At 43.1% G+C, this 23,876-nt stretch carries 20 protein-coding genes, 1 tRNA gene, 1 pseudogene and 1 riboswitch; of the genes and pseudogenes, 3 read left to right on the top strand and 19 right to left on the bottom strand.

Annotation, left to right across the window (positions count from 1 at the left end):
* The first annotated feature begins 129 nt into the window (after positions 1–129).
* On the top strand, positions 130–2,376 hold the full coding sequence (locus tag GB992_RS03940) for a beta-glucosidase (protein WP_161001308.1): 2,247 nt from the start codon (positions 130–132) through the stop codon (positions 2,374–2,376).
* 100 nt (positions 2,377–2,476) lie between these two features.
* Here GB992_RS03940 and GB992_RS03935 read toward each other — a convergent pair whose 3' ends face one another.
* The 6 genes from GB992_RS03935 to GB992_RS03910 form a co-directional block, all read right to left on the bottom strand.
* A complete protein-coding gene (locus GB992_RS03935; protein WP_161001307.1) occupies positions 2,477–3,082 on the bottom strand; it encodes a response regulator transcription factor in 606 nt (201 codons plus the stop codon).
* Complete coding sequence (locus GB992_RS03930) at positions 3,079–3,975, bottom strand: sensor histidine kinase (RefSeq protein ID WP_161001306.1); 897 nt, start codon at positions 3,973–3,975, stop codon at positions 3,079–3,081. The genes GB992_RS03935 and GB992_RS03930 overlap by 4 nt, the downstream gene beginning before the upstream one ends.
* A gap of 248 nt (positions 3,976–4,223) precedes the next feature.
* A complete protein-coding gene (locus GB992_RS03925; RefSeq protein ID WP_161001305.1) occupies positions 4,224–4,952 on the bottom strand; it encodes an ABC transporter permease in 729 nt (242 codons plus the stop codon).
* Positions 4,927–5,841: an ABC transporter ATP-binding protein gene (locus GB992_RS03920; protein ID WP_161001304.1), complete on the bottom strand. Its 915-nt coding sequence runs from the start codon at positions 5,839–5,841 to the stop codon at positions 4,927–4,929. The genes GB992_RS03925 and GB992_RS03920 overlap by 26 nt, the downstream gene beginning before the upstream one ends.
* Before the next feature lie 226 nt (positions 5,842–6,067).
* Positions 6,068–7,285 carry a bacterial Ig-like domain-containing protein gene (locus GB992_RS03915; RefSeq protein ID WP_161001303.1) on the bottom strand — a complete coding sequence of 406 codons (1,218 nt, stop codon included), beginning with the start codon at positions 7,283–7,285 and terminating at the stop codon, positions 6,068–6,070.
* A gap of 377 nt (positions 7,286–7,662) precedes the next feature.
* Positions 7,663–8,211: a GNAT family N-acetyltransferase gene (locus GB992_RS03910; RefSeq protein WP_161001302.1), complete on the bottom strand. Its 549-nt coding sequence runs from the start codon at positions 8,209–8,211 to the stop codon at positions 7,663–7,665.
* A 444-nt stretch (positions 8,212–8,655) separates the two neighbouring features.
* On the opposite strand from GB992_RS03910, the gene GB992_RS03905 reads away from it, so the two are divergent.
* Positions 8,656–10,278: a peptide ABC transporter substrate-binding protein gene (locus tag GB992_RS03905; RefSeq protein ID WP_161001301.1), complete on the top strand. Its 1,623-nt coding sequence runs from the start codon at positions 8,656–8,658 to the stop codon at positions 10,276–10,278.
* Between the two features lie 168 nt (positions 10,279–10,446).
* Here GB992_RS03905 and GB992_RS03900 read toward each other — a convergent pair.
* From GB992_RS03900 to parE, 13 genes are all read right to left on the bottom strand, one after another.
* Positions 10,447–10,519, bottom strand: a tRNA-Ala gene (locus GB992_RS03900).
* 73 nt (positions 10,520–10,592) lie between these two features.
* Positions 10,593–10,862 carry a hypothetical protein gene (locus tag GB992_RS03895; protein ID WP_161001300.1) on the bottom strand — a complete coding sequence of 90 codons (270 nt, stop codon included), beginning with the start codon at positions 10,860–10,862 and terminating at the stop codon, positions 10,593–10,595.
* Between the two features lie 91 nt (positions 10,863–10,953).
* Entirely contained in the window at positions 10,954–11,604 is a 651-nt protein-coding gene (thiE, locus tag GB992_RS03890; RefSeq protein ID WP_161001299.1) for a thiamine phosphate synthase, read from the bottom strand.
* A gap of 7 nt (positions 11,605–11,611) precedes the next feature.
* Positions 11,612–12,421, bottom strand: a complete 810-nt coding sequence (gene thiD, locus GB992_RS03885; protein WP_161001525.1) for a bifunctional hydroxymethylpyrimidine kinase/phosphomethylpyrimidine kinase — start codon at positions 12,419–12,421, stop codon at positions 11,612–11,614.
* An 11-nt stretch (positions 12,422–12,432) separates the two neighbouring features.
* Positions 12,433–13,236: a hydroxyethylthiazole kinase gene (gene thiM / locus GB992_RS03880; protein ID WP_161001298.1), complete on the bottom strand. Its 804-nt coding sequence runs from the start codon at positions 13,234–13,236 to the stop codon at positions 12,433–12,435.
* Between the two features lie 143 nt (positions 13,237–13,379).
* Positions 13,380–13,484, bottom strand: a riboswitch (TPP riboswitch).
* Positions 13,485–13,548: 64 nt separating this feature from the next.
* Positions 13,549–14,097 carry a peptide-methionine (S)-S-oxide reductase MsrA gene (gene msrA, locus GB992_RS03875; RefSeq protein ID WP_161001297.1) on the bottom strand — a complete coding sequence of 183 codons (549 nt, stop codon included), beginning with the start codon at positions 14,095–14,097 and terminating at the stop codon, positions 13,549–13,551.
* 23 nt (positions 14,098–14,120) lie between these two features.
* Complete coding sequence (msrB, locus tag GB992_RS03870; protein ID WP_162855614.1) at positions 14,121–14,570, bottom strand: peptide-methionine (R)-S-oxide reductase MsrB; 450 nt, start codon at positions 14,568–14,570, stop codon at positions 14,121–14,123.
* 68 nt (positions 14,571–14,638) lie between these two features.
* Positions 14,639–15,001, bottom strand: a complete 363-nt coding sequence (locus GB992_RS03865; RefSeq protein WP_161001296.1) for an iron-sulfur cluster biosynthesis family protein — start codon at positions 14,999–15,001, stop codon at positions 14,639–14,641.
* A 341-nt stretch (positions 15,002–15,342) separates the two neighbouring features.
* On the bottom strand, positions 15,343–15,729 hold the full coding sequence (locus tag GB992_RS03860) for an iron-sulfur cluster biosynthesis family protein (protein ID WP_161001295.1): 387 nt from the start codon (positions 15,727–15,729) through the stop codon (positions 15,343–15,345).
* 338 nt (positions 15,730–16,067) lie between these two features.
* A complete protein-coding gene (locus GB992_RS03855; protein WP_017261881.1) occupies positions 16,068–16,994 on the bottom strand; it encodes a manganese-dependent inorganic pyrophosphatase in 927 nt (308 codons plus the stop codon).
* Positions 16,994–17,992 (bottom strand): LysR family transcriptional regulator, encoded by a 999-nt coding sequence (locus GB992_RS03850; protein ID WP_161001294.1) that lies wholly within the window; start codon positions 17,990–17,992, stop codon positions 16,994–16,996. The genes GB992_RS03855 and GB992_RS03850 overlap by 1 nt, the downstream gene beginning before the upstream one ends.
* A gap of 334 nt (positions 17,993–18,326) precedes the next feature.
* A complete protein-coding gene (parC, locus tag GB992_RS03845) occupies positions 18,327–20,780 on the bottom strand; it encodes a DNA topoisomerase IV subunit A (RefSeq protein ID WP_161001293.1) in 2,454 nt (817 codons plus the stop codon).
* 55 nt (positions 20,781–20,835) lie between these two features.
* A complete protein-coding gene (gene parE / locus GB992_RS03840) occupies positions 20,836–22,965 on the bottom strand; it encodes a DNA topoisomerase IV subunit B (protein ID WP_161001292.1) in 2,130 nt (709 codons plus the stop codon).
* A gap of 295 nt (positions 22,966–23,260) precedes the next feature.
* On the opposite strand from parE, the pseudogene plsY reads away from it, so the two are divergent.
* Positions 23,261–23,863: pseudogene (gene plsY / locus GB992_RS03835) on the top strand (glycerol-3-phosphate 1-O-acyltransferase PlsY); the annotation flags it as partial.
* Between the last annotated feature and the right edge of the window lie 13 nt (positions 23,864–23,876).

The following is a 23,876-nucleotide window of genomic DNA, read 5'->3' as shown; positions in this document are numbered from 1 at the left end:
GTAATCACTCCCTATATTGGTTGGAATTAGCTACTACCATTGTAAGTGATTGCTTTGGGCTTTTTAATTTCTGTTCGGATTAATTATAGAATTTGCCCTAATTAAACATATTTTTGGAGGCGTCAAATTATGGATAAAAAGGTTTTGGCTGTGCTTGATCAACTCACACTTGAACAAAAGGCCGCGCTGGTAAGCGGAAAAAACATGTGGTTTACTGCTGCCGCAAACGCGGCCGACATTAGCGCCATCATGATGACTGATGGCCCAGCTGGTTTGCGTAAACAAATACCTAAGGAAGGTGAAACGCTTAGTGTTAACGCGAGCGTCAAGGCAATTTCCTATCCTTCGGCAGCACTCGTCGCTAGCACTTTTGATCGCTCGTTGGCACGCGATTTAGGTCAACATTTAGGTGAAGAAGCTCAAGCTGAAAACATTAGTTTACTTTTGGGACCAGGTATAAACATCAAGCGTTCGCCACTCGGAGGCCGTAATTTTGAGTATTATTCAGAGGACCCACTCGTAGCTGGTGAAATTGGTACCGCCTATATCAATGGTTTGCATGATAAGGGTGTTGGGGCTACCGTTAAACATTTTGCGGCCAATAATCGTGAAAATCACCGTTTCACTAATTCATCTGATATGGATGAGCGCACACTTCGAGAAATTTATTTAGCGCCGTTTGAACGCATCATCAAGCAAGCACACCCCGAAGCTGTAATGGCGTCATATAACAAAATTAATGGCGTCCTCAATGTCCAAAACGAGCGGTTGTTAACCGATATTTTACGTCAGGAATGGGGATTTACCGGTGTCGTCATGTCAGACTGGATGGCTGTAGCTGATCACGTTGCTTCCCTTCAAGCTGGTTTGGACCTTGAAATGCCTGGTAAAGGTGATGCCTCAACTAGTGAAATCGTCGACGCTGTTAAAGCTGGCACGATTACAGATGAACAACTAGATCTTTCAGCTGGTCGAGTGTTGACCATGGTCGTTAGTTTGTTAGATAAAAAGTCTGCTCAGGTTCCGTATGATCGTGGGGAACACCATGAATTTGCTAGAAAGCTTGCTGATAGCGGCATTGTGTTATTGCAGAACAAGGATCATGCATTGCCACTAAAGTCAGGCAAATCGGTTGTCTTTGTAGGCGCAATGGCAGATCAACCGCGGTATCAGGGCTCAGGTAGCTCACATGTCACGCCAGACCATGTTGTGTCAGCTCTAGAGGCAGCGAACCAAGCAGATCTAGACGTTCAGTTTGCCTCTGGCTACGAGTTATCAAAAACGGCGATTGATGAAGAGCTTGAAAAGCAAGCAATTGAGTTGGCACAACATGCTGATCAGGTTGTTGTCTTTGTAGGCTATCGTGACGATGATGAATCAGAGGGTTTCGATAAAACGAACCTATCACTGCCAGAAAATCAAACACATTTAATTCAATCGTTGGCACAGCATGTTGCTCATATTAGTGTTGTTCTCGCAAATGGCTCAGTAGTCGAAATGCCTTGGCGAGATCAGGTTGATGCGATCGTTGAAACCTACTTGGCTGGTGAAGCCGTTGGTGAAGCAACAATTGATATCCTTACCGGTCACGTTAATCCAAGTGGCAAACTAGCAGAAACCTTTCCAGTCAGACTGGCTGATACACCAAGCTATGGCACATTTGACCAGAGTAACGAGCACGAGCGTTACCACGAAGGCATTTTCGTAGGCTATCGCTATTATGATCTGCATCATCAAGCTGTTGCCTTTCCATTTGGCTTTGGCCTCAGTTACACCACGTTTGAATTTAGTGATTTAGTTATTGGTGACTGGCAGGAAGATAATCTGAAAGTTACCGTGACCGTTAAAAATACTGGATCAGTTGACGGTTCTGCAGTGCCACAATTGTATATTAGTAACCTCGTCAGTCCGGTTGAAAAACCAGTTCGTGAACTACGTCAATTTGACAAAGTTGCTATTTCTGCTGGTGAATCTAAAACGGTTACCTTCACCTTGCATACTCGCGATTTCAGTTGGTACGACGCTGACAACATGACTTGGCAGGCCGACAATGGTCTGTACGAAATTGCGGTCGGATCATCTTCGCGCGATTTGCCGCTAACCAAGCAACTAACAATCAAACACTTCGCCAGTCAACCACTCGTTGTCGATATGGATACGTACCTCAGTGTCCTCTTAGCAAACGAAAAAACGAAGGTTGTGTTGATGCAGATGTTCGGCGAACAGTTGGCCCAATATACAAACCAGGATGAAGCCAGCGCTGCCGACCAGCAGATGATGTTTAATACGCCATTACGAGCACTGGTTGCCGGTGGCTTTCCAGTTGAGGCAATTCAGGCCTTCATTGATCAAAGCAATGCGGCTTTGAAAAAATAAATTCTCAATCAATAAAACCAAATTTAAAAGCATCCAGTTGATTACTATCATTTAGATCAAGTAAATTACCTGGATGCTTTTTCTTCCCATTTTTGATTGTTCACAACCACTTGTTTTTCTTGGCGATATTAATAGCGTCTAATCGATTATGCGCGCCCATTTTGCTTAGAACGGCGGACATATAATTACGAACAGTTCCTGGGGACAAGGACACAATCCTGGCGATTTCAACCGTCGAAGCACCGTCTTGAGCAGCACTAAGCACTTCCAATTCTCGTTTAGTTAGCGGATTCTGCGAAGCATTATACATTCCGTGAACCAGCTCTGGCGCATAAATGATTTGACCAGCCATGATTTTGTGAATGCTTTCCACTAAGTCATCGCTAGGACTGTCTTTAAGCAAATAACCGGCTACATCAGCAGCTAATGCACGTTTAAAATAAGCTGGCTGGGCAAACGTTGTTAAAATGAGCGATTTAGTGGTACTTTGATCATTCTTTAACCGATCTGCCACGTCTAAACCACTAAGTTTAGGCATTTCGATGTCAAGAATCGCGATATCAGGATGTTTAAGGCGAATTTCATTTAGCGCAGTTTGACCATCCGTCGCTGATCCGACCACTGTTATGTCAGGTTCAAGATTCAAAATGGTGGTTAACGCTGTATTCAACATACCTTGGTCTTCTGCCAGATATAGATGAATCATGATTGAAGCTCCTTTTCCTTATTTGTCTTAGGTTTGGGACAGGAAATGGTCAAGGTTGTCCCTTCAGATGAAGAAGCAACATCCAGGGTTCCATTAATAGTTTCCATTCGTTTGGCCATACCGCTTATACCTGAACTATTTTCACGCGGTTTATGGATGCCTTTTCCGTTATCACGAATTGAAATTGTTAACAAATTTGCCTGCTGTCCAAACGTCAGCCAGCAATGATCAGCATGCGCATGACGAATAATATTTGTGATTGCTTCTTGAATAACAGCACCTAAAGTAATTTGTATTTGACGCGGCCAAGTATTACTAATTGATTCGTTAATAGTCAAAAGTGTAACATTGGCATCTTGCAAATTGCGATTTTGATTAATAATGACTTCAGCAATGTTCAACTGTCGCAAATCGTCGACGATTGAACGAACAAGTTGCAAGTTATCTCGTGAGGCATTTTCAACATCGTTAAGCTGCTCATCAACCTTTTCAGGCGCGACCTTGAGTAATTTTCTTGCCAATTCTGTCTTAATGGTGATCATTGAAAATGACTGCCCTAAAGTATCATGTAAATCTTGAGCAATTCGATTCCGCTCATTCTGTCGAATGACGTTTTCCAAGCGTTCATTAGTTTGCTGGATTGCACGCGATTTGTCAGCAGTTCTCATCACTGACATTGCTGCAATTGGTGAACCATAGGCAAATGCTAGCAGGACAAGTAAATCAAGCCGATCAGTGAGTTGAAAATGCGGCGTCACCGCGACAAGTTTCGTAACTGCAGCAATCACCGAAGCCGTGAAAGTGCCATAATAAGCCGTTAAATAGCGCCAACGAACTCGTTTCGTGAATGGTAAGGAACCAACTACCCACGCAATGAAAATGAATAGTGCCATGTAGTTTTCCACTAACATCATATACACGCACACAATTAACTGGCCCGCGATTGACCATGGCAATAATTTGGTGATTTCGTAGCTGTTTCGATAACACAAAAAGAAAATTGCTAGAAAAAATAACGTAAGTACCCGCCGAATTCCGGTCTCTGCGAAACCAATTGCAATTGGATAGCTTAGAAAAATCAACCAAAAATAAGGGTAAAACCCAAATCTAGATGGAAACAAAATATAACGCCGTAAAAAGGTCATGCTTGAATACTCCTGTCGTTTTTGGCCCTCGATAACAGCCATATGATGATCAGTAACGCCCCGGTCCACCCTGCCAAACTGACGATAAAGGACCAATTAAAGTGCATTTGCTTAGTGACCACATTCAACAAAGAATTAACTGCATATGTGGGCATGAGCTTACCAATTTGTTGCATCCAATGTGGCAATAGCCCGATAGGCCACCACAGACCGCTGATAATTGCCATTGGAAAGACAATCAGGTTGCATAAACTATTGACCGATGATGGTCTTCCTGATTTAGCAACAAGGACGCCAATCAGCATTAATGGTAACCCGCCTAGCGCGGATAATCCGACTATTAAAAGTAGTGAACTTAGTGTCAAATGAACACCATTAATAATAGTCGCGATAGTAAGAATTACAGATGCCGATAGCATGTTCATCACTGTCATCGTCAGCATCAGTCCTACATAATAATATAGTTGTTTTGCTGGTGTAATGGCCAATAAAGTTGGCATGTTTTCTTGGCGATCTTCCGCTAAAAAAGCCGAAACTGAAAAAATCATGCTATCCATATAATTTAAGTTAAATTGTTGTTTTTCACTCGCACTTCCCTGAACAAGAATTTTGGTAAACAAAATATAAAAAAACGCTGGCATTGCGAGATTAAAAAGAAAAAATCTGGGATTACGAAGCAGTTCTCGTTTGATTGCGTACTTAGTTTGCGTGCATAGCTGATTCATGATTGCGTCCTCCAGTTTGTGTTACATCAGTAAAAATTTCGTTTAACGAATTAGGCATTAACGATAAACGATGGATTTTATCGAGAAAATGTTGGCTTTCAAGTAGCCAGAGATCCCCATCACTCAATTTTAAAGTGATTTTATCGCCGTGTTTTTCAGCCTCAAGAACCAACGGAGATGTCTTAAAGTAATTAACAGCTAATTCCGATTCAAATGTGGCTGTTGCCCCACTATATAAAGACGTCAGTGCATCTAATGGACCGTCAAACTTAATTTTGCCGTGTTGCAGAATTAGTAGTCGCTCTGCAACAGCTTCGATTTCTTCCAAATAATGACTAGTAACGAAAAGTGTCTTTCCTTGATGTCTGAGTTGCTCAATGCTCTGCCAAAATTGTTTTCTTGCAATACTGTCCAATCCAACTGTTGGCTCATCGAGGAAGATGACACGTGGATTCCCGGCCAGTGCAATACCAAATGCTAATTGCCGCCGCTGACCACCAGACAAAGCACTCATATTATGACGTCTGAACTCGCGTAACCCGGTCAATGTTAACAATTTTTCCAATGATAGCGGATGCGTATAAAAGCTTCGAACAAGCTGAAAACTTTCATCAACATGTAAATTTTTAATGCTTACATTTTCCTGGAGCATGGCCCCAATCTGATTACGGCAAACGGTAGTTCCTGGATTCGTGCCAAAAACCTTAATCTGACCGGTATCAGGCTTTTGAAGTCCCAAAATTAGGTTAATTAAGGTCGTTTTCCCTGCACCATTTTCTCCGACTAAACCAATGATTTCGCCTTCATCAACGCTTAAATTAACGTTACTAATTGCTGATAATTGTTTGAACTTTTTTGAGACATTCTTTAATTCGATTATTGACGACATATTGCTCACCATCTCTTTTACTTGATGAGCTTAGTTTAGTCACTTCTCGGGTCGAAAAATAGAAGTACATGTCACAACATTATATGACAAATGTCACCTCAACTGATGAAACCACAAATAGCACCCCACCAGTTGGTTAAACTAATCGATGCGATGCTAACCATTATTTTAAAAAAACGCTATTTAAAGTTTACAAACGGTCAAATGTTTCATTTTGCTGCGAACTTTATTTGCGGCCGAACAAACGGGCCCAGAAGCCACGCGTTTTCTTTTCAGCTTCCTTGGCGGCATTATTAGCTACCCGTGAACCAGTCGTCATGTGTCGTAATCCGTGACGAATACCGGCTGCTTGTGAGGCAGCAGATGTATTTTCACGAGCTGATTGACTCTGCATGTGAATCGTTAAATTATCTGCACTACCCTGTGGTCGCAAAATCTCGGGCAGAACCTGTAACGTTGGGTGCACCGTAGCCGTGGAACCATTGACTTCAAAGCTCAGCGTAACGTTATACGTTCCTGGCAATTTATGATTGGCCGTTGGATCGTCATAACTCATGGCCGTCCAACGAGACCGATCACGGTTATACTGGTCCTTCGCATCTGCCACATAACGAGCAGGAATTGGGTCACCATCACCAGCAACAATAATCTGATTATGAGCAGATAGTGAAAAGACATTTTCGTAGGCCGTTACAAACACATTTTTACCATGATCCGTGTAACGAACAGTAACCGGATACCGGCCAGCTTTCTGCCAGTTGACCTTTGACATGTCCACAATCGCCTTTTCAATATCAATGGCATTACCATCCGCATCATAAAGGTGTTGAACGAAACGGTCAGGATTAGTACGTGGACCGTTCACATAAGTCGTTTGGTTGGCCGTGTTAACGTTGACCATATTTTCTAAAATATGGAGTACTTGATGCGCCCCCGCGGTGACACCATTAACGGTATATGTCAGCATTAACCCATAACTGTTGTCTGCCATAATGTTAGGCTCACCGTCGTCAAACTTAATTTTGACATTCTGGGTCGCCTTAGCCATGTGACCTGGATCCACCAGTCGTTTTATAAAAGCAGTTTTGTCAGGTATTGGCTCGCCGGCATGAATAGTAACGTCGCGGCCATCCAACGCAAAAATATGTAAATGTGCAGTTGCAGATACCGTTTTTCCAGGATTGGTATACTGCAAATTAATTCGGTAATCGGCCGGTTGGTCCCAGTCGACGTTGGTGAGGTCAACTTGAACTTTTGCTGGATCAACGGCCTGACCTGTAGCGTCGTATACAGCCTTAACAAAACTTGTCTTACCGTAGTGAGGTCCACCAACATAGGTCGTTTGGTCTTGTGCAATGACAGTGGCCTGATTGGTAATCACACGTAACTGATTTTGTGCCTGTGAATCCTTTTGTTCAGTTGTTTTTCGATGTGGTTCAATCATGGGGCTCACTCCTAAACATTTATCGCAAACTAGAATCATTAAGATTTTCTAAAACTATTGTACTCAATAAAAACCGCCTTGAACAGCCCTATTAAAGCATTTATGTTTCTTTATGGTAGATTGCAAATTTAATCCGAATTTTTGGACAAATTTGTCAGCATGATCTGATAAGGTGTTTGCCAGTCAAGTATTTTAAGTGGTCTCTGATAGCTCCTAAAAGATGGGTTTGTGGTAAACACCATTTTAAAGGAAGCTGATCTTTTTTGTCCGAACAGCGTTCGGATTAATTTTACAATCTACCTTATCACAAAATTCACTAAAGGATTACTGAATAAACTGACCTCAAGAAGTTAAAAAGCCACTAAACACCCTTAACTTTAATTTTCATTCGCCCACTCATCTTCCAACATTGCGTACTGAACAAGACTACAAAAATGACCATTGATGATTTCCTGATCGCGCATCGTTCCCTCTTGATGAAGGCCTAGTCGCTCAGCAACGGCTTGGCTAGCCTTGTTATTCACATCTGCAGTTAAGATGATTTTATGTAAGTTGAATTCATCAAACCCAATTGTCAGTAAACGTTCCACGGACCGGGTCATAATGCCTTGTCCTTGATACTGAGAACTTAGCCAGTAGCCAATCGACGCATGCCGGTTAACGTTATCGATTTCATGTAGATCCAAACTGCCGATCGGCTTGCCATCCATGACGATTGTCAATGGCAACATTTGGTTGTCAGCAAAACGACCGCGGGCATACTGAATAAAGTTTTGTTCATCCTCAACGGATTGCATTTTATCTGCCCACGTCATCCACTTTCTAAGTTCCTGGCGGTCTTCCGCGATATAGGTGATTAAATCTTCGGCATCTTCAGTGTTTAATAATTTTAAGGCTAAGTGAGCATCGATTTGATGTGTAAACATGATTATCCCCTTAGTAAAAACATTTTATGCCTTTCAATTTACCATAAAAGTGCCCGTCAAATTAGCTTTTCTGCTTATTTTAAATCGTTTTTAGAGAAAATCATTTAGCAAACGTACTTGACAAGATTATCTTAAATTCTGTATCGTAGTTAGCAGTTAAAAAAGACAGTTTAAGTGAAAGGAAGTTCGTCATGAACCGTTGCGCACAACAACTCAATACTTGGCAAAGCTGGTAATCAGGTTGCGTAACCGCCGTTAACACGGATGCAATCTGAGTGTGATACTCAAATTGTATCTGTGCCGGCTTATTCATTGATGTACTTTTGACATCAAGTCTGCATGGGTATCAAACCGCGGACTTGGTGTTTTTTTTGACCAAAGACAGTCCGCGTGGGCTGTCTTTTTTTACTTGGTCAATTAAAACTTTCATAGGGGAAGACATTCATGAAACGCTTTACAAAATTTGCATTAATTATTAGTTCATTATTAACGGTCACGAGTTTAGCAGCTTGCCATCGTAATACCACGAGTAAGAAAACCATGACAGTCGTTTCACCCACTGAAATGATTACTTTGGATCCATCAAAGGCCACGGACAGCACTTCTCACACCGCATTGGCCAACACTATGACTGGTCTTTACAAAACGACCAACAGCACACCGACACAGGCACTTGCGACACACACAACCGTTTCGAAAAACGGCCTTCAATGGAACTTTACACTCCGGCACAATACGCATTGGTCAAATGGTGATGTTGTAACGGCAAGGGATTTCGTGCAAGCATGGCAGCGAACCAATGATCCAAAAACTGCTTCCCAGTACGCTTACCTGTTTTCTGGCGTGCACAATGCTGATAAGATTCAAAAAGGCTCGGCCCCAGTTCAAAGCTTAGGCGTTCACGCGACATCACGCTACCACTTGTTGGTTACTCTTGATAAACCGATTCCTTATTTCAGGCAACTATTAACAATGCCACAGTTTCTCCCTCAAGATCATCGAGTTGTCACAAAATATGGTAAGCAATACGGCCTAACCGCTCAACATCAAGTTTACAACGGCGCTTTTAAAGTAACTGGCTGGCATGGTACCAATAATACGTGGACACTTAAACGCAATGGTGCTTACTGGGCTAAACGTACTGTGCATTTAAACAGTATCCACTTTACGGTTGTCAAAGACCCAAGCACGGCATTGAACCTGTATAAGACAGGCAAAGCCGACCTTGTCAGACTGTCTGGCACACAAGTCGCTAATGAAAAGCAGGAAGCTGATTATAAATATCGCAGTGGCGCGGCCTCAGGCTTTGTCGGACTTAATCAAACAAAAAAGTCACCACTACAAAATCAATCTGTGCGCCAAGCCTTGTCGAATGCGATTAACCGTCAACAACTAACGCGGAATACGTTACAAGACGGTTCTACTCCTGCAACTGGTTTTACACCAGCAAAACTGGTTACTAATCCATCAACTCATAAGGACTTTGCGAGCGAGGCAGCGGTACCCGCAGTGACTAAGTATGATATGGCACATGCAAAACAACTCATGGCAACTGGTCTTAAGGAAAGTGGCAAAAAGAACCTGAACATCACGCTATTAGCGAATGATCAAAGCAACGGCAAACAGCTGGCAGAATATCTTCAATCTCAATGGCAAAAACTGCCTCACGTAACGGTTAATGTCCAAACAGTTCCGTTAAAAGCGCAGTTAAGTGACATTACTTCGGGTAAGTATGATGCCACGATTTTAACTTGGAATGGTGACTTTAATGACCCAACAACTTTCTTATCTCTTTTTCAAAGTCAAAATAAACAAATTAGCGCAAAATGGACGAGTACAGCGTTTGATCACGACATGGATTTAGCTGCTGGTCAAGACGCCTTAAACAGTAATGCCCGTTATCAAGACCTCTTAAATGCCCAACGCACGCTGACCAAGGATGTTGGTATTGTGCCGCTTTTCTGGGGCTCATCAGTTGGCGGTACGCTTCAACGTAGCAATATTCGCGATTTGGTTTACAGTAGCGCCGGGGTTAACTACAACTACCAAAATGTTGAACTTAAGTAAGCACACTCAAACTAGGTGTAGCGTTAACTTATGTAGAATCAATGACGTGAATGACCTTACATTTCCAAAATTTTAAAACTCATCTTAATGCAAAGGCATCCTGTTCCCAGAAATCTAGGAACAGGATGCCTTTGCATTTTGTGTTAATTCTTAATAAGACTTCTTTTATGGACCCGAACAGATTCGAACTGTCGACCTCCTACATGCGAAGCAGGCGCTCTCCCAACTGAGCTACGGGCCCAAAATAACAGCCATTTCTGCTGTTATTTCACTATCAAGCATAGCACAACTTAATAACACCGCAATCTACCAGTCTACTTTTTTTCAGCAGTTTGGTCGGTTGACTGTGTCGCGGCCAATTGTGCATTGGCTGCTTTTTGTTTAGCGATCGTTATACGTCGGTAAATAGCCAAAAAAGCAAAGTCAAAAATCAACATGATAACTACGCCTAAGATAAATGAACCGTCAAATGGTATTGGCAGTAGCCAGCCAATAATCCCGCCAACAAGAACGCCTAAAGTAAGCATTACCACCGCAATGTTTGTCGGCATTGCCGGATTTATTGGTTTAGGTCTATTTTTCATTTCACTGCCTCCAAAGGATTTTATAACCGTCACTTAGTGTAGCGATTTTCACAGAGTGTTGCAAGCGTTGAAACACGTTCATAAACAAGGCTCAAGATTTGCTTGAAAAGGCTTGTCGAATAGCAGTTGCGGCGGCTTTTATATTTGTGGCTCTCGTTAATAAACTAATTACCGCAGCGCCTGCCGCACCGGTGGCCTTAATCTCATTAAGGTTATTCAGACTAATGCCCCCAATCGCGACAATGGGCTTCATCGATGCACTAACGAGTTTTGTCAGCCCGTCGGTGCCAACGGCCGGATCCGCGTCAGCTTTTGAAATGGTTGGAAAAATTGGTCCACTGCCAATGTAGTCAACAGCGGTGAGCACATTAGCCTTGCGAATCTGGTCAAGTGTGTGACATGAGTAACCAATAATCATGTCTGGTACTTCGTCTAAAACCTGGGCAATTGCTTCATCTGATTGCCCAACATGGACACCATCGGCCTCAAGACGTCTCGCTAGTTCAACATCGTCATCAACAATAAACGGAATTTTAGCTTGTTTGCATAATTCTCTTAATATGTTGCCCAATTTTAGTTTAGCGTCACCAGAAAGTGCGTGAGAACCCTTCTCACGATATTGAAAAGCCGTGATACCGCCGGCAATGGCCGTCTCTAAAACTTCTGGTAGTTGGCGACCATCAACCATGTCCTGAGAGCCCGCAACAAAATAGGCTGCTAATTGTTCTGTCTGAAATTTCATCGCTCGTTTATTCCTCCGATACCACAGCCCAGTGATTAAGCGGACCATGACCGTGGCCCACTTTGATGCCTTGTGCAATCGTGGCACTAACATAGGCCTTACCCGTCCGAATGGCCGTTTCAATGTCGCTACCCTTGGCTAATTCCGCAGTGATGCAAGCAGATAGCGTGTCGCCGGTACCGTGCGTATTGTGTGTATCAAAGCGCGGACTTCTCAACCAAAAAGACCGTCCGTTTTCAAGCAAAACAAAATCACTGGCCGTTGTCGGATCCGCCTCGTGACCGCCTTTGACCATCACGTTTTTAGCCCCCATCGCCTGCAATTGCTGTCCGGCGCGCTGCATGTCAGCATCATTTTCAATGGTTAATCCTGTTAGTGCCTCGGCCTCAGGAAGGTTCGGTGTCACGATGGTGACTAACGGAATTAGTTCTTTCTTAACGGTAGCGATAGCGTCTTCGGCCAATAACGGCGCACCACCTTTAGCAATCATCACTGGATCAACCGTGAGTGGACCAAAGTCATAACGGGTGAGATTTTCAACAACATTATGAACACGGATAGAGTCTGCGAGCATGCCAGTCTTACAAGCTTTGATGGCCAAATCAGCCTCTAACGAAGCAAACTGTTCGTCAATAATTTTGGTTGGCAAAGCCATGAAGTCCTGCACACCCAAGGTATTTTGGGCCGTAATAGCCACTAACACTGTTGTTGCGAAAACATGTCGTTCTTGAATTGTTTTTAAATCGGCCTGCATGCCTGCCCCACCGCCAGAATCAGAGCCTGCAATGGAAAGAGCCTGTGGGAATTGTGATGTCATCTGTTCTGTCATTATTCATCTACGACCTTATCTTTAAGATATGATGATAGTGTTTCCACTGTCACTTGACTAAAACTATCCATCAGGGCGATACCAAACGAACCAGGCTGTTTAAGCGTTAGTTTGGACTGGTTAACTGCCCACTGACCGGTCGCGCCAAAGATAGCGGTACCAGTCACTGCGGCTGTCATTGCATTGGGCTCCACCGCTAAGTAAGCAGCTACGATGCTGCTGAGCATATCCCCGGAACCAACGTGCGTTGCAAACAATGGTGTTCCGACATGAAGACTGACTGTCTGTTGGCCGTCACTGATCCAATCAATGGCTCCAGTCATCACAGCAACACAATGATAATGCAGCGCCACAGCCTGAACAATGCGTTTGGGATCAGCCACAGCACCGGTAGCGTCAATGCCCTTACCGTTAGATAGATCGCCTGACAAAGCCGCCATCTCTCCCGCATTGGCTCGAATGACTGTTGGCTGGGTAGTGGCTATTAGCCGATCAAACTGCTGGCGGCGGCTTGGTAAGCCAACCGCTACTGGATCGATCACAACAGGCCGTTGATGCTGATTAGCCAAGCTGCCAACAGTCATCATTTGGTCAATTTGATCAGGCGTCCAAGTGCCTAAATTCAACGCAATTGCGCCAGCAATCCCAACGAGATTGGCAGCCTCTTCCTTAGCTTTTGACATGATGGGAGACGCACCAATAGCGTTAACGGCGTTTGCCACTTCTGCAATCGTGACACTGTTAGCAACAGTAAAGACAACAGGATTAGTTTCCCGGATGGCTTCCAATAAAGACAGGTTCATTGTGATCCTCCAATTCGGTGACGGTGTCAAACAGTGACTAAAATTGATGATGCTAATCAGAAACTCAATAAATATACAGCGTCATAAAGCGGCGACAAAAAAGGCACTGAGCCCATAGGAAAAAGGTTCAGTGCCTAAAAGCAATCACACACTGGCCACTTTCCTTCGCAAGTCTCAACTTACAGGTTCGAAGGGTCCGATATCTATCGTCTCAGTTCAGCAGTTGCCGGACACCCCTAGTGGAATAGTTTACATGACATTATTTTAGCATACTCGGCATTCTAATTAGAAGTCAGATTACGTTTAATAACATTAGTCAGTTGTTTTCGATGTCTGTTGGGCTGTCTTCCATTTCTTATCGATAAAGGCTTCGCGGCCACCACTTTCCTGCATTGCATAACGTAATGGATTCTTTTTATAGAAATCCTGATGGTAATCTTCCGCCGGATAAAATGGTTTGGCATCCTCAATTTGCGTCACAATTGGGGCATCAAAACGACCGGACTCAGCTAACGCCTTTTTGGAAGCCTCTGCAATTTGGCGTTGTGTCTCATCTTTGACAAAAATAACGGGCCGATAGCTGTCTCCACGATCTTGAAATTGTCCCATCGCATCCGTGGGGTCCGTTTGTTGCCAATAAATTTGAACCAGTTTGTCGTAAGACATTACTTCTGGGTCAAACCAAATTTTAACTGCTTCCGTATGACCAGTTGTATGGCTGCAGACTTGTTCATACGTTGGATTAGGCACATGTCCACCGGTATAACCTGATACCACCTTATTGATGCCATCTACTGTTTCAAACGGCTTGACCATACACCAAAAACAACCACCTGCAAAAATTGCTGTTTCTTCTGCCATTTAATGCGCCTCCATCACTATTATTAAACCTGCTTAACGTTTGGGAACAGTTTAGCATATTTTTCGTAACCATTGCGTGTCAATTCATCTGCTGGAATAAACTTCAGCGCCGCTGAGTTAATGCAGTAGCGGAGGCCACCCTCTGCTTGAGGACCGTCGGTGAAGACGTGACCCAAATGAGAGTCCGCTTCCTTACTGCGGACCTCCGTTCTTTCCATACCCAATGATTGGTCACGATGTTCCGCTAAAGTTTCCTTCGTTATCGGATGCGTGAATGACGGCCAGCCACAACCGGCATCATATTTATCCGTTGAGGAAAATAACGGTTCACCACTGACAATATCAACGTAAATGCCATCTTGATAGAAGGCGTCATATTTACCAGAAAACGGCCGTTCGGTGGCGGCTTCTTGGGTAACTGCGTACGCTTCTGGGCTCAATTTATCAATGTTTGCTTGTTTGTCTTTTGCCAATTGCCAAATCTCCTTCTTCGTTGTTGAATCAATGTTGCCGTGTCTTGATGACGTTTATGCGATTATCCTTATTCCGCTGTTGAACCAGACATCACCCTGATTTGGACGTTTGGATCCAACTGTTCACTGTCACCGGTTAACTGTAAGGTATGAAATGTTGTGTTTTCTGTTAATTGCATATGTTCAGACATATAGGTTTTACTGTAGTCCTTTACGGCCACAGGACCGAGATCTGAAGCAATCATAGCGTCATAGTCTGGCGTTTCTGCATCCTTGTCGACAATAATCAGATCAAACGAAGTATCCAATGAGCAATAACCAACGTTTGAAAACGGTCCAACACCGTCGTCAAAACTGAGTAATAAACGTTGATTTGGTCCCATAGCGGCCGCAATTTTAGTCTTAGCATCTGATGACATGGATAATTTCATAATGAACCTCCTTGTAGCTCAAAAGAATATATCTCGTACACAACTAAATTGTGTCTTGTGTACTTAACGATACCTTTATTCTCCGCAAAATAGAGAATAACGCAAGCATTCTGCTCAACCAGAAAAGAACAGTATCCCCATCACTTTGTGCTTGTCATAGGAATGGAGCGACGACATAGGTACGTGTTGAAAACGAGCATTAACGAAAACTGACCTATTCCCGAACTTGGGGAATGGGTCAGCTTTGAGTTAAGCGGAATTTCCAGGACTTTGGCGCGCGATATTGCGCATATTATTCGCCCCAAATAAACCTATGTCACAGCCGCATTATGTCACTAGCGTTAGTTTGATTGCGCCGGTTGACTAGCGGATGCATCAACAATAACCTCAACGTTATCGTCGATCTGTTCACCCTCGTCAGACAGCTTAATTGCGTGCATGAGACGGTTAAACGTCGCATGCAAGTGTTTACCAAGGAATCGGCCAGAATAGTCTTTATAGCGTACAGGACCTAAATTAGAGGGAATCAATGCTTGATAGTCATCAACATTTGCATCTTTGCCCACAACAACGAGCTGAAACGACACTTGGAGTGCCACCAGACCATGATGTGAGTATGGTCCAACACCATCATCGTAACTTAATAATAATTGATTTCCGTCGACAAGTAAGGGTTTTAATTGGGCCACGACTTCATCATCAAACGTTAATTCATGTTCTTCTGCCATTTTTAACGCCTCCATTCAGTTTCTCACACGTTTATTATTCGCCGTGAGCTGTTGTGAGGCAACTATTTATACTTAATATCCTTAGTGGTTCGGCAAATTACAAGTTTAATCCGAACAAGCCCGGAATCTTTCAATGGCAGTCTGTTGATGATGTATTTTTAATGGTCGTTGATTAATTAGTTCAAGTGCTAATCACTCCCTATATTGGTTGGAATTAGCTACTACCATTGTAAGTGATTGCTTTGGGCTTTTTAATTTCTGTTCGGATTAATTATAGAATTTGCCGTTCAATTAAAAAAACGTCTACAGATACACTGTAAACGTCTTTATTAAATAGCTTATTTAAATTGGTCTTGCAATGGTGGAACCACTTGTTTCTTACGTGAAACAACACCTGGTAAACTGGCCGTGTTGTTGGTTAACGTTGTGTTAAACGCTTTTTCAACAACATCAGTTGGTTCACCCCATACTAACAAGCGAGAGTCGCTGTCCAAGATGTTGGTAACCAAGACAAGGAATAAATCATAACCTTTTTCTTTGGCGTCGGCGGCCATGGCTGCTTCAAGTTTGTCTTGACGAGCAAAGACTTCGTCCAAGTCAACTGTGTTGATTTGGTCAATGCGGATGTTTTTACCACCCATTTCGAATGACTTTGCATCCTGTTCGATCAATTCGGCTTCACTCTTAGAAGATAGGTTAGTACCAGCTTTAAGTTCTTCCAAACCGTATGTCTTGTAATCAACGTCAGCAATTTCAGCCAATGCAATAACAGCAGCCTTATCGTCATCCGTTGTGGTTGGTGACTTCAATAGAAGTGTGTCTGAGATAATCGCAGACAGCATCAGCCCTGCTAATTGTGCTGGAATTTCAATCTTGTATTCGTCAAACATCTTCATCAAAATCGTGCTGGTACAACCAACTGGTTCTGCACGGTAGAACAGTGGTGATGATGTTGAGAAGTTGGCAATCCGGTGATGGTCAACAACGTGAGTAACCGTAACATCTTCAATGTCAGAAACACTTTGTTGATGTTCGTTATGGTCAACTAACATAACTGAATCAACTTCGTCACTGGCCTTAGTGATAACCCGTGGTGTTGGTTCGTCAAAATAGTTTAAGACAAATTGTGTTTCTTCGTTTGGTTCGCCTAAAGCAACCGCTTCAGTATCATACCCAAGTTTGTTTTGTAAGTATGAATATGCCTTTGCAGCAACAATTGCGTCAGTGTCAGGACTTTGGTGTCCAAAAACCAGTTCCTTACTCATTAATCTTTTGCTCCTTCGTCGTGGTGTTTAACACCATATTTTTGATCATGAATTTGAGTCAGCCGTGAAATATAATCATCGGCTTCCAAGTATGAATCAAATGCATCAAGTAAACGACCCACACGAGGAATCTCATCTTTATCTTTACGGAAAACGAACGCTAAGTCAAATTTAATTCCGGGTTCAAACTGAGCAGCGTGTAAATTGCTGTCAGCTCCCTTAGCAATAATATAACTATTTGGCAGTGCTGTGTAGGCCCCAGTTTCAGCACTGAATTGATAAATTTGGTCCGGCGTTGTGAAACGGGCCACCGCATTAGGTAAATCAACCATGGCGTTTTTGTAGTTTTCACGCAAAACTTGATCTAAATAATACTCACGAGGGTAAATGACCCAAACGTTGTTAAGTGTATCCTTCAAACGGATCTTCTTTCGTTTGGCCATTTTTTCATCACTGTGAATGAATAGCAAATCTTCTGTAATGATCTTCTTTGAACGGTACGGCTTCCAGTTTTTAATGCTGTCATCTGGCAAGTACATAATCGCTAGATCAATGCGGTTATTCTCCAAACGATCCCAGATTTCTTTCCGCGTCAACATGTGGAAGTTGATGGTAACGTCAGGGTTTTCTTTATAGTACTGAATGGCAAAATCTTCAAACACAGAGTATTCAACGGAAGCTAATAGTCCGATGTTGATTTCGCCAGATTCAGCAGACGTTGATTGCTGAATTTCGTCTGTCGCTTGATTCAGCACTTCATAAATTTCGTGTGTTGCACTAAGCATGGTGTTACCAGCTTCTGACAAACGTAATTTTTTTCCGACTGAATAAAATAATGGTGCACCCACTGTTCGTTCAAGCTTTTTAATTTGTTGCGTTAATGCAGGCTGTGTAATCCCAAGGATTTGGGCTGCCTGTGTATAGTTCATTGTTTCTGCCAGTTGTAAAAAGTAGGTCAATGTTTTCGAAGAAAAGATAGTCTCCTGTTTGCTTTTCATTATCCAGCCGCCTTTCAAATTGATCATCTATTATAAACAAAATCTTTTCGATACGATAATTGTACGCAATGGAAGTCTGTTTACGCAAGCATTAAAACTGAATTCATCATTATTTTTAAATAATGCAAAATGATTTTATGTGTTTGTCTTGCAGTCATATTGGTACAGTGATAATCATACGCACTCCGATTCACTAATGCAATGGGAATGCTTGCTCATAAATCCAATAATGGAACGAAAAAAGCATAATGACCGTTAACTTTTAAGTTAACAAATCATTATGCTTAATTTGCGGTGGTATAGCTAGTTGGTAAACCACCTATTGCTTTTTAGACTAATTAAGAATGAGTGTTTGTTCCTTGTGACGCAGTGATGTCGGTACGCCTTCGGTATCAATGTCGATTACAAACGAGCCGTTTGAATACCGCGCATTACGTTCATGTTCAGCGGGCAAAATATCGTGACGAATACCGCGACTTGTAACCACTTCAACTGGAGATACGCTGTCATGAGCAACCGCAATAAAGGCAACGATTTCATGTGGGTTAGCCTTGAGCTCCCTCAGACATAGAACACCTTTACGAGCACGACTTGTCACTGGCACTTCACTGATGGCCATTTTCTTCAAAGCACCACGCTGGGTAACGATGATGGCATCATCGGAATCTTTAACCAGCTGCATGTTGACAACAACGTCATCGCCACGCAGATCCATCGACTTCGCACCACTGGTTCGTGCACCATTAGTTGGTACTTCAGCCAAATCATAGCGCAGTCCGAGACCATTACGGGACATTAACATAACCGTCAATGGCGCTTCTGAATTGACATACGTAATGTCAACGACCTGATCATCATTTTGCTTGAACTTTTCGAAGACACTAGCCCGTTTCTTATACGTTCGTCCCGGTAATAAGTCCATGAACGCCGTTTGTTTGATAAGACCATGCGCAGTCGCAATAACAAAATTGCCCGGCTCTTCCAAACTGCTGAATGTAAAGGCGGCGATAAGCTCCTCATCATCTGCTAGCCCAATTGATTGGGAAATGTGTTCTCCGGTATCTTTCCATCGGGCATCCGTGACCTCGTGAATCGGTCGGTAAATCAAGTTTCCTTTGCTGGTAAACATAAATAAATGATCCAGTGTGGAAACTTGCTTCAATAAGATTGGGTAGTCTTCTTCTTTGAGACCGTTGTCGTTTTCAGAAGAAGCTTGATAAGACCTTGGCGAACTCCGTTTGATATAACCATCATGTGAAACCATTAAAACAACGGTTTCATCGGCAACCATGACAGTTCGATCCACCTTAAGTTCTTCAATTTGGTCTTCAATTTGGGTCAAACGTGGTGAACCAAATTGTTTTTTGACGTCCTGCATCTGCGTGCGCATCACTTTGCGCAAGGAGGCATCATTAGCCAAAATGTCTTCAAGCTTTTCAATCTGGGCGTCCAGTTCCGCATGCTCACGCCGCAACTCTGTTACATCGGTATTAGTCAAACGATATAACTGTAACGTCACAATTGCTTCCGCCTGAGGATCAGTAAAGTCATACTTGTCCATCAAGTTTTGCTTGGCATCCTTGCGGTTTTTACTTCCACGAATGGTCTGAATCACTTCATCCAAAATGGATAAAGCTTTAATCAAACCATCAACAATGTGTTGACGCTTTTTGGCCTTATTCAGGTCATACTGCGTCCGTTTGGTAATCACCTCACGTTGAAAGTCAATGTACGCCTGCAAGGCTGTTTTTAAACCAACGCGTTCTGGTCGCATATTATGAATAGCAACCATGTTGAAATTATACGTGATCTGCAAATCAGTGTTTTTCAACAAATAATTTAAAATACCCTGTGCATCTGCATCAGCTTTTAACTCAACAGCAATGGTCAGTCCCTGACGATCAGATTCATCACGGACTTCAACGATGCCCTCGACCTTTTTCATGATCCGGATTTCGTCCATTTTTTTTACAAGCAAGGCTTTATTAACTTCATACGGAATTTCCGTGATTTCAATTTCCTGCTTGCCACCCTTAAGGGGCTTGAAGGCTGTTTTAGAACGCAACACGATACGGCCAGCACCAGTATTGTAAGCTTTTTTGATACCATCTAAGCCTTGAATAATGCCGCCAGTCGGAAAGTCTGGCCCCTTAACGAACTCCATCAAGTCATCAGTTGATGCCTTGGGATGCGCTAGTAAATAAATCAGTGCATCAATCAGTTCGTTTAAATTATGCGGTGGAATTTCTGTCGCATAACCGGCAGAAATGCCGCTGGCACCATTTACCAGTAAATTTGGGAAACGAGCCGGTAAAACGGTTGGCTCCTGTTCCGTATCATCAAAGCTAGGAACGAAATCAACAGTTTCTTTATCGATATCCTGTAGCATCGTGCCGGATATTTTACTTAAACGAGCTTCCGTATATCGCATTGCAGCCGGTGGATCAGCATCAATTGACCCGTTGTTCCCGTGCATTTCAATCAGCGGTGCTCGTAGCTTCCAGTCCTGACTCATACGCACCATGGCTTCGTAAATGGATGAATCACCATGTGGATGGTAATTACCCATGACGTTACCTACAGATTTAGCAGATTTACGGAATGCTTTATCAAAAGTATTACCATCCTTGTTCATGGCGTATAAAATGCGCCGCTGAACTGGCTTTAAGCCATCACGAATATCTGGCAAGGCACGATCCTGAATGATGGATTTTGAGTAACGGCCAAACCGTTCACCCATGACATCTTCCAGGGTTAGTTCCTGAATGTTTTGTGTGTCATCTGCCACAAGTTCTGCTCCTTTCCTGCATTAAAACAAGCACCTTGTTTAATTAATTAACTAATTATTTATTGTCCCAAACGGTAATCGTTGGACCTTGTTGTTTAGAATCTTGAGCATCGACTGAACTCTTATCAGTCTTTTGTTCTTTTTGACTGCCTGTTGCTACTGTCGTTGCAGTATCTACAGCTTCGTCGTCTTCATTGTTTGGATCATCATCTTCAACATGATGGGCTGAGTTAACGGCTGCATTATCAAGAATTGAACCGTCTTCTTCCAAGTTAAAGGCCACGTTGTCTTCAATCCACTTTCGACGTGGTTCAACTTTATCACCCATCAACGTTGTGACACGACGTTCGGCTAAGGCTGCGTCATCGATTCGAACACGAATTAAAGTACGGCTCGCTGGATCCATTGTCGTTTCCCACAACTGATCAGCGTTCATTTCACCGAGACCTTTGAAACGCTGGAGAGAATAGCCACGGCCAATCTTTTGCTCTTTACCGCTTAATTCTGCGTCTGTCCAAGCATATTCAATCTGAGTTTTCTTGCCAACACCTTTTTGAAGCTTATAAAGCGGCGGTAAGGCAATGTATACTCGGCCGGCGTCGATCATTGGCCGCATGTATTTGTAGAAGAAGGTCAGTAGCAAAATCTGAATATGAGCACCATCATCATCGGCATCTGTCATGATAATAATCTTGTCATAGTTGGCATCTTTAATATCAAAATCAGCACCAACACCAGCACCAATCGTATAAATCATGGTGTTGATTTCCTCATTTTTAACGATGTCTTGCAGTTTAGCCTTTTCTGTATTTAGGACTTTCCCACGTAATGGCAAGATGGCTTGGAACTTACGATCCCGGCCTTGCTTAGCAGACCCACCGGCAGAATCACCCTCAACTAAGAATAGTTCATTGCGTTTAGCATTTTTGGATTGTGCAGGAGTCAGTTTACCTGAAAGTAACCGTTCCTGACGGCCTTTTTTCTTACCGTTACGGCTTTCGTCACGGGCTTTGCGAGCAGCTTCACGAGCCTGACGAGCCTGCAGGGACTTGCGAATCAGCATTTGCGCAAATTCACCGTTTTCCATGAGGTAAAACCCGAGTTGTTCATTAACGACATTGTCAACGATGGTGCGGGCTTCGCTGGTTCCAAGTTTGTCTTTCGTCTGACCTTCAAATTCCAAAATAGCTTCTGGAATCCGTAGTGACAAAATAACGGATAAGCCTTCACGCACATCAGAACCTTCGAGGTTTTTATCCTTCTCTTTTAGCAAGCCAACCTTACGTGCATATTCGTTGAACGCTTTCGTCCAAGCGGACCGCAATCCCGCCTCATGTGTTCCACCACCAGGAGTTCGCACATTATTAACAAATGACAACATCGTTTCCGAGTAACCATCGTTGTACTGTGCTGCCACTTCAACTTCGACACCATCTTTGCTGCCATCAAAATACATGACATCGCCCAACGTGTCCTTATCTTCGTTTAAATAGGCAACAAACTCCTTGATTCCATCAGGGTAGTGAAATTCTTCGGTGCGTTCTTGTCCGGCACGTTCATCGGTGAGCGTGATTTTTACGTTTGTCAGTAAGAACGCAGACTCACGCAGGCGTTCTTCTAGTGTACCGAAGTTATAAACGACCGTTGTAAAGACACTTGGATCTGGCTTAAATGAAACAGTTGTTCCATTGTGTTCCTTAGTTTTGCCCAGTTTAACCAAAGTGCCAACTGGGTGACCGCCGTCCTTGAAGTCTTCCTGATACTTCATTCCGTCCTTAACGATGGTTACCGTTAACCACTCAGATAGAGCATTAACAACGGAGGAACCGACACCATGCAGTCCACCAGAAGTCTTGTAGCTACTGTCGTTAAACTTACCACCGGCGTGTAGCACGGTCAGGATAACTTCAGGCGTTGGGATGCCAGACTCGTGCATTCCCACTGGCATCCCCCGGCCATGATCCTTAACCGTAATGGAGTTGTCTGCGTGAATCGTCACGTTGATTTCTTTACCGAAACCGGCCAGCGCTTCATCAACCGCATTATCTACGATTTCGTAGACCAAGTGATGAAGGCCCCGTGCATCCGTTGAGCCGATATACATCCCCGGGCGTTTGCGAACGGCTTCCAGGCCATGCAATATTTGAATACTTGATGCATTGTAATCTTTGGCTGATGAAGCCATGTACCCAACATCCTCTCTTTAAAACGTGTACTTTAAGCACAACGTAAATAGACTGTCTAAATTAAAATAACACACTCCGACCAAGTTTGGCATGACATTTTTGAGTCACCTGAGTTTTAATCAGCTATTTCTGACTATGAAAAACATCATAAATTTCGTGAAGTTACCATTCGATGCGAATGTATGTTCGCATGAGATTAAACATCTGTCAAGCATCAGTTTGTGAATTGAATTGGCAGCCAATGGTCTTCATGATAAAATAGAACACATTCAGTTTTAACAAAGGAAGTTACCCATGCTCAAATTACTGATTATGCTCTTGGTGGCCTATCTATTAGGATCAATTCCCACCGGTGTATGGATTGGCAAGATCTTCTTCCATACAGATATTCGCAAAGCTGGTTCTGGCAACATTGGCACCACTAACACGTACCGCGTCCTTGGTAAAACAGCTGGCACGGTCGTCATGCTCATTGATATCTTAAAAGGCGCTTTATCAACGTTACAACCAGTTGTATTTGGTGCTCCCATCGTTCATGGCGTCGTTATTAACGGTTTACTGATTGGACTGGGTGCCATTCTTGGTAACACCTTTTCTATCTTTGACGGATTTAAGGGTGGTAAGGCCGTCGCAACTAGTGCCGGAATTCTGGCGGGCTATAATTTTCCATTTTTCATTGTGGCCTGCATTATCTTCGGCAGCCTAGTTTACATTACTAGCATGGTTTCAGTGGCTTCAATGGCTGCCTTGACCATCATCACGTTTTTGTCCCTGCTCTATCAAGACGGCGTACTGACCACGGTCGCATTTGTGCTAACGCTTTTTATCATTTACCGACACCGCGCCAATTTAGATCGCATCAAGGCTGGTACCGAAAACATGGTGCCGTTTGGGTTGTATCATCATTATC

The organism is Furfurilactobacillus milii, from assembly GCF_009863985.1.
Taxonomy (GTDB): domain Bacteria; phylum Bacillota; class Bacilli; order Lactobacillales; family Lactobacillaceae; genus Furfurilactobacillus; species Furfurilactobacillus milii_A.
Note: the sequence above shows the minus strand (reverse complement) of the source record. Positions and strands in the feature narration are given on the sequence as shown.

Excerpts from the sequence above, each read along its gene's own strand:
- thiE (WP_161001299.1), bottom strand. The coding sequence starts at position 11,604 with ATGAAATTTCAGACAGAACAATTAGCAGCCTATTTTGTTGCGGGCTCT.
- GB992_RS03905 (WP_161001301.1), top strand. The coding sequence starts at position 8,656 with ATGAAACGCTTTACAAAATTTGCATTAATTATTAGTTCATTATTAACG.
- thiM (WP_161001298.1), bottom strand. The coding sequence starts at position 13,236 with ATGAACCTGTCTTTATTGGAAGCCATCCGGGAAACTAATCCTGTTGTC.
- GB992_RS03935 (WP_161001307.1), bottom strand. The coding sequence starts at position 3,082 with ATGATTCATCTATATCTGGCAGAAGACCAAGGTATGTTGAATACAGCG.
- thiD (WP_161001525.1), bottom strand. The coding sequence starts at position 12,421 with ATGACATCACAATTCCCACAGGCTCTTTCCATTGCAGGCTCTGATTCT.
- GB992_RS03925 (WP_161001305.1), bottom strand. The coding sequence starts at position 4,952 with ATGAATCAGCTATGCACGCAAACTAAGTACGCAATCAAACGAGAACTG.
- GB992_RS03860 (WP_161001295.1), bottom strand. The coding sequence starts at position 15,729 with ATGGCAGAAGAACATGAATTAACGTTTGATGATGAAGTCGTGGCCCAA.
- GB992_RS03865 (WP_161001296.1), bottom strand. The coding sequence starts at position 15,001 with ATGAAATTATCCATGTCATCAGATGCTAAGACTAAAATTGCGGCCGCT.
- GB992_RS03940 (WP_161001308.1), top strand. The coding sequence starts at position 130 with ATGGATAAAAAGGTTTTGGCTGTGCTTGATCAACTCACACTTGAACAA.
- GB992_RS03915 (WP_161001303.1), bottom strand. The coding sequence starts at position 7,285 with ATGATTGAACCACATCGAAAAACAACTGAACAAAAGGATTCACAGGCA.
- GB992_RS03855 (WP_017261881.1), bottom strand. The coding sequence starts at position 16,994 with ATGAGTAAGGAACTGGTTTTTGGACACCAAAGTCCTGACACTGACGCA.
- GB992_RS03895 (WP_161001300.1), bottom strand. The coding sequence starts at position 10,862 with ATGAAAAATAGACCTAAACCAATAAATCCGGCAATGCCGACAAACATT.
- GB992_RS03920 (WP_161001304.1), bottom strand. The coding sequence starts at position 5,841 with ATGTCGTCAATAATCGAATTAAAGAATGTCTCAAAAAAGTTCAAACAA.
- GB992_RS03930 (WP_161001306.1), bottom strand. The coding sequence starts at position 3,975 with ATGGCACTATTCATTTTCATTGCGTGGGTAGTTGGTTCCTTACCATTC.
- parE (WP_161001292.1), bottom strand. The coding sequence starts at position 22,965 with ATGGCTTCATCAGCCAAAGATTACAATGCATCAAGTATTCAAATATTG.
- GB992_RS03910 (WP_161001302.1), bottom strand. The coding sequence starts at position 8,211 with ATGTTTACACATCAAATCGATGCTCACTTAGCCTTAAAATTATTAAAC.
- GB992_RS03850 (WP_161001294.1), bottom strand. The coding sequence starts at position 17,992 with ATGAAAAGCAAACAGGAGACTATCTTTTCTTCGAAAACATTGACCTAC.
- msrA (WP_161001297.1), bottom strand. The coding sequence starts at position 14,097 with ATGGCAGAAGAAACAGCAATTTTTGCAGGTGGTTGTTTTTGGTGTATG.